The organism is Micromonospora sp. NPDC002411 (assembly GCF_053592955.1).
Genome location: NZ_JBSFBM010000556.1, coordinates 1 through 2,584, shown reverse-complemented (window position 1 = coordinate 2,584; position 2,584 = coordinate 1). Strand labels below are relative to the sequence as shown.

Here is a 2,584-nt window from a genome sequence, read left to right as displayed (position 1 = left end):
TGCTCATCGCCCACGTCACCGGGTTCAACCAGATCTTCTGGGACACCGGCGCCACCCGCACCACAGTGGTCGACCACGGCATCGTCGCACCCACCGTCTCCTACACAGGGGAACTCGACCGGCTCGCCGTGGTGATCAACGAACCGGTCCGGCGCGGCCGGGTCACCGGCACCGACCTGCTGCCCCGGTTCGCCGAGATCGCCCCGCTGGACGTCTTCGGGATGGGCGTCGCCGGTCTGGCCGACCACCTCGGGTTGCCCGCCGACCGACTCACCAGCCACGACGACGTGCCCCAGCACCGGATGCACGCCGAGCTGGGCCGGCGGCGCGCGTACCTGCACCTGTGCCGGTGGACGTCGCTCGGGCTCAGCCTCATCGAGGCGATGGCGATCGGCATGCCGGTCGTCGCGCTCGCCACCACCGAGGCGGTGATGGCGGTGCCCCCGGAGGCCGGAGCTCTCGCCACCCGGACCGACACCCTGCTCGACGCCGCCCGCCGGTTCATCGACGAACCGGCGACCGCACGTCAGGCCGGAGCGGCGGCGCGGACCGCCGCGCGCGACAGGTACGGCCTCGACCGTTTCCTCGCTGACTGGGACCGGCTGCTGGAGGAGGAAGTATGCGGATCGCGATGATCTCGGAGCACGCCAGCCCGCTCGCCGTCCTCGGAGGGGAGGACGCCGGCGGCCAGAACACGCACGTCGCGGAGCTGTCCGCCGCTCTCGCCGCCGCCGGGCACGAGGTGCGGGTCTACACGCGCCGGGACGCGCCCGACCTGCCGGTGACCGTCCGCAGCCCGGACGGGTACGACGTGGTCCACGTGCCCGCCGGCCCGGCCGAGCCGGTCGCCAAGGACGCGCTGCTGCCGCACATGCGGGAGTTCAGCCGTTGGTTGACCGAGCGCTGGCGGGGCGGGGAGTGGGTGCCCGAGGTGATCCACGCGCACTTCTGGATGAGTGGCCTGGCGGCGCTGACCGCCGGGCGGCAGACCGGGGTGCCGGTGGTGCAGACGTACCACGCGTTGGGCACCGTGAAGCGCCGCTACCAGGGTGTGCAGGACACCAGCCCGGCCCGGCGGGTGTCCTACGAACGCGAGTTGGGCCGATCGGTGGACCGGATCGTCGCGCAGTGCCGCGACGAGGTGGGCGAGCTCGTCCGGATGGGCGTACCCCGGTCCCGGATGACCGTCGTGCCCTCCGGGGTCAACCTCGCCACGTTCGCCCCGCTCGGGCCGGCCGCCGACCGGGAGCCGGGTCGGACCCGGATCCTGACCGTGGGCCGGCTGGTCGAACGCAAGGGCTTCCAGACCGTGATCCGCGCGATGGCGCTGGTCGCCGGCGCCGAGTGCGTGGTCGTCGGCGGCCCGCCCGAAGGACTGCTCGAAACCGACCCGTACGCCCGGCGACTGCGGGCCCTCGCCGAGTCGTGCGGGGTGGCCGACCGGGTGCACCTGGTCGGCGCGGTGCCCCGGGAGGAGATGGGCCGCTGGTACCGCTCGGCGGACCTGCTGGTCGCCGCACCCTGGTACGAGCCGTTCGGGTTGACCCCGTTGGAGGCGATGGCCTGCGGGGTGCCGGTCGTCGGCACCGCCGTCGGCGGCATCCGGGACACCGTGGTCGACGGGACGACAGGTGACCTCGTGCCGGCGCGGGACCCGCACGCGCTGGCCGCCGCGATCCAGGGGTTGCTCGACGACCGGATCAGGCGTTTCGCGTACGCCACGGCGGCCCGCGAGCGGGCTCGGACCCGGTACTCGTGGGCGGCGACCGCCGAGCGGCTGGTCGAGGTCTACAGCGAGGTGGCCGCCGTCCGCCGGCCGACGCGGGTGGTGGCCTGATGCCGGCGGGCAGCCTGCTCGACACCCACCTGACGAACCTCGCGGCGGCGTTGGTGCCGTACCGGCGGTGTGAGTCGCAGTTGGCGCGCTGGGGCGCCGACCTGGCCCACCGGCTGGCCACCGGGGGGCGTCTGCTGGTCGCCGGCAACGGCGGCAGCGCCGCCGAGGCCCAGCACCTCACCGCCGAGCTGGTCGGCAAGCTCCACGACGACCGCCAGCCGCTGTCGGCGATCGCGCTGCACGCGGAGACGAGCGCGCTCACCGCCATCGCCAACGACTACGGCTACGACGACGTCTACGCCCGGCAGGTGCGGGCCCACGGTCGCCCCGGTGACGTCCTGTTGCTGCTCAGCACCAGCGGGGCCAGCCCCAATCTGGTCCGCGCCGCGCTGGCCGCCCGCGATGTCGGCGTGACCAGTTGGGCGCTCACCGGGGCCGTTCCCAACCCCCTCGCCGACGCCTGTGACGACGTGCTGGCCGTCGTGTCCGGTGACACCCAGGTCGTCCAGGAGCTGCACCTCGTGACCAGTCACCTTCTCTGCGAGTACCTGGAACAGGAGTTGCCCGCCGCGTTGGCCGCGGCCGACGCGGCGGCGATCGTCCGCCGCGTGCCGGGGGAGGCCGGGTCGGTGCGCGCCGGGGTCGACGTGGTGCTCGACGGTGGGGCCGCACAGCAGGTCGACGCGTGAGGATGACCGCGGCGACCACACCGATCGCCTCGCGCCGGACGATGGTGTCGAAGGCCAC

Annotated in this window: 3 protein-coding genes; all 3 read left to right on the top strand. The window is 74.0% G+C overall.

What is annotated here, in order from left to right; genetic code table 11:
• Nucleotides 1-635, top strand: a 635-nt coding sequence (locus tag ACWCO3_RS33790) for a glycosyltransferase family protein (protein WP_450014011.1), incomplete at its 5' end; no start/stop codon positions are given.
• The gene (locus tag ACWCO3_RS33785) at nt 620-1,837 is read left to right on the top strand and encodes a glycosyltransferase (protein ID WP_145783996.1); all 1,218 of its coding nucleotides are present in this window, start codon (nt 620-622) and stop codon (nt 1,835-1,837) included. The genes ACWCO3_RS33790 and ACWCO3_RS33785, both read left to right, overlap by 16 nt.
• Nucleotides 1,834-2,526: a D-sedoheptulose-7-phosphate isomerase gene (locus tag ACWCO3_RS33780; RefSeq protein WP_358163762.1), complete on the top strand. Its 693-nt coding sequence runs from the start codon at nt 1,834-1,836 to the stop codon at nt 2,524-2,526. The genes ACWCO3_RS33785 and ACWCO3_RS33780 overlap by 4 nt, the downstream gene beginning before the upstream one ends.
• Nucleotides 2,527-2,584 lie beyond the last annotated feature (58 nt).